At 47.5% G+C, this 2,666-nt stretch carries 3 protein-coding genes; all 3 read right to left on the bottom strand.

What is annotated here, in order from left to right:
• Window positions 1-335, bottom strand: a 335-nt coding sequence (locus DW152_RS13175) for a dihydroxyacetone kinase family protein (protein ID WP_118288813.1), incomplete at its 3' end; no start/stop codon positions are given.
• A 13-nt stretch (window positions 336-348) separates the two neighbouring features.
• Window positions 349-1,344, bottom strand: coding sequence for a dihydroxyacetone kinase subunit DhaK (locus DW152_RS13170; protein ID WP_021860018.1), 996 nt, complete (start codon window positions 1,342-1,344; stop codon window positions 349-351).
• Between the two features lie 230 nt (window positions 1,345-1,574).
• The coding region (locus DW152_RS13165) for an alcohol dehydrogenase catalytic domain-containing protein (RefSeq protein ID WP_021860017.1) at window positions 1,575-2,666 on the bottom strand (1,092 nt) is incomplete at its 5' end.

The following is a 2,666-nucleotide window of genomic DNA, read 5'->3' as shown; positions in this document are numbered from 1 at the left end:
GCTTCCAGCATTGTTCCAAGATCTGCCGCTGTGATCTCATCCAGATCTTCTCCTGCTTCTGCCATGTCCATGAAAATCGTTCCATAGATCGGTCCCATAGATCCTCCGATCTCATTTAACAGGATCATTCCCAGTTCGTCCAGTCCTTCGGAGAAACTGATATCTTCATCTTTGAATCTCTCTTCAAATACAGAGAATCCTTTGTTCATGTTCATTCCGTGATCGCCGTCTCCGATCAGTCCGTCTACTTCCCCAAGATATGCTTTGTTATCCTGGATCCCTTTTACCATGCGCATCAGCACCGGTTTTCCTGCTGCGTTTTTAAATGCTCCCATTTTACAAAGCCTCCTAATCCTGTTTCAGTCCCATAGAGTATGCCGGCATATCTATGAGCTCTTTTAATTCATCATCCAGTTTCATGACCGTTAAGGTTGCTCCCATCATCTCCAGGGATGTGAAATAGTTGCCTACATATGCCTTATGTGTCTTGATTCCTTTTTCTGTAAGGAGTCTGTCGATCTCATCATACAGCACATACAGTTCCATCACCGGTGTTGCTCCGAGTCCGGATACGAGTACGACAACTTCGTCCCCTTCTACGAACGGATAATCCGGTACGACAACGTCTACCATACGTTTTGCCATCTCATTGGCTGACTCTAACGGGCATACTTCGATTCCCGGCTCTCCGTGATGTCCGATTCCGACTTCCATCGTTCCTTCTTTGATCTCGAAGTTCGGATGTCCGACTGCCGGAAGGGTACACGGTGTCAGACCGATTCCTACGGATCTTGTATTGTCAATGGCTTTCTGTGCAGCTGCGATAACTTCGTCCAGATCGCCGCCTTTTGCAGCTTTTGCTCCGCCGACTTTCCACATCAGCACTTCGCCTGCCACACCTCGTCTCTTCTCTCTCTGATCCTTCGGTGCGGAAGCTACGTCATCGTTTGCTACAACCGTTTTGACTGTAATTCCGGCTTTCTTTGCCATCTTCACTGCCATCTTTACATTCATGTTATCTCCGGAATAGTTTCCGTATAAGCATGCAACACCTTTTCCCTGGTCTGCTACTTTGCATGCATCCAGGAATGCGGCTGCTGTCGGTGAAGAGCAGATCTCTCCGACCGCTGCTGCGTCACACATATTTTTTCCAACATATCCGACAAATGCCGGTTTGTGTCCGGATCCTCCTCCGGTTACGACTCCGACTTTTCCTTCCGGAATGTCTTTTGCTTTTACAACTCTTCCGTTCTCTGTGCTCTCTACAATATCGGAATGTGCTTTCAGAAAACCTTTAAGCATCTCATCTACGATATTGTCCGGGTTGTTCATAATCCGCTGCATATCTATTTTCCTCCTGAATCTCCTATGTCATTTCTATAATAATGCTCTATACTATTACGTGATACCCACGGATTGTTCCGTGCTGCGCACTCTCACAATCCTACCCTGCATTCGCATATCGCGGGATTATCATCCCGCTTTTAAGCTCATGTCGGGTGGGCAGATCCCAAGGTCTGTTATCCACTTGTGAGTAAATTCACGTGGATACAGACCTTAGTCCCTTGATATCACTAAGCCTCCATCTCTGGCACAAGCACAACCTTCAGTGCTCCGTTCTCGCCTGTCTTCGCGATGTGGAATCCTTCTTCCCATTTCTCCAGTGGGAATTTGTGTGTTACGACGCCGTCTGTCGGCAGTTTGCCGTTGCCGATCCATTCAATGACTGTGTCATAGCAGAACGGGCTTAAGTGTACACCGAGAAGGTCTAATTCTTTACGGTCAGAAATAATACTCCAATCTACGGTTACCGGCTGTCCGAATACAGAGAACTCTACGAATCTTCCCATCTTACGGATGCAGTCCAGTCCCTGCTGTACGCTGGACGGATGTCCGCTTGCTTCGATGTAAATATCGCATCCGTATCCACCTGTCAGTTCTTTGATCTTTGCAACAACATCTTCTTTTCCAGGGTTCATAACCAGGTCAGCTCCGAACTCTTTTGCTTTCTCAAGACGTGCATCATTCATATCCAGTACGATGAGGAGCTTCGGATTTGCCTGACGGAGTGCACCTACCATACCAAGTCCGAGTGTTCCTACACCAGACTGTACAACAACGTCGGTTGTCTTAACCTGTGCACGGTCTACGCAGTGGAAAGAGCATGCATATGGCTCGATCAGCGCTGCCTGCTCGATCGGCATATCTGCCGGTACGAAATATGGAAGAGCTTCTTTTGTCAATTTTACATACTCAGCCATACCACCATTTACGTTCTTCTGGAATCCGAACAGATCATGTTTCTCACACATCCAATGACGGCCTGTCTTACAGAACATACACTCTCCGCAAGGAACGATCTGTTCCGGACAGATACGGTCGCCTAATTTCCAGTTTCCTTTTACGTTTGGTCCGATCTCTACAACTTTACCAACGAACTCATGTCCCGGGATCATCGGTTCTTTGATGTACTTCGGCTGTCCGTCAAATCCCCAGAAGCTGGCAGCTCCTGCATACGCTTTCGTATCACCTGCGCAGATACCACATGCTTCTACTTTTAAGATCATCTCGCCCTCACCGGCTCTTGGTGTGTCCACCATCTCAAATCTGTAGTCTCCAGGTGCATACGCAACGATTGCTTTCATTTTCTCTGGTAAATTGCTCAT

Origin of the sequence: Dorea sp. AM13-35 (genome assembly GCF_003473885.1) — a bacterium.
Classification (GTDB): domain Bacteria; phylum Bacillota; class Clostridia; order Lachnospirales; family Lachnospiraceae; genus Dorea_D; species Dorea_D hominis.
Note: the sequence above shows the minus strand (reverse complement) of the source record. Positions and strands in the feature narration are given on the sequence as shown.

Coding starts and splice junctions, on each gene's coding strand:
- DW152_RS13170 (WP_021860018.1), bottom strand. CDS start 1,344: ATGCAGCGGATTATGAACAACCCGGACAATATCGTAGATGAGATGCTT.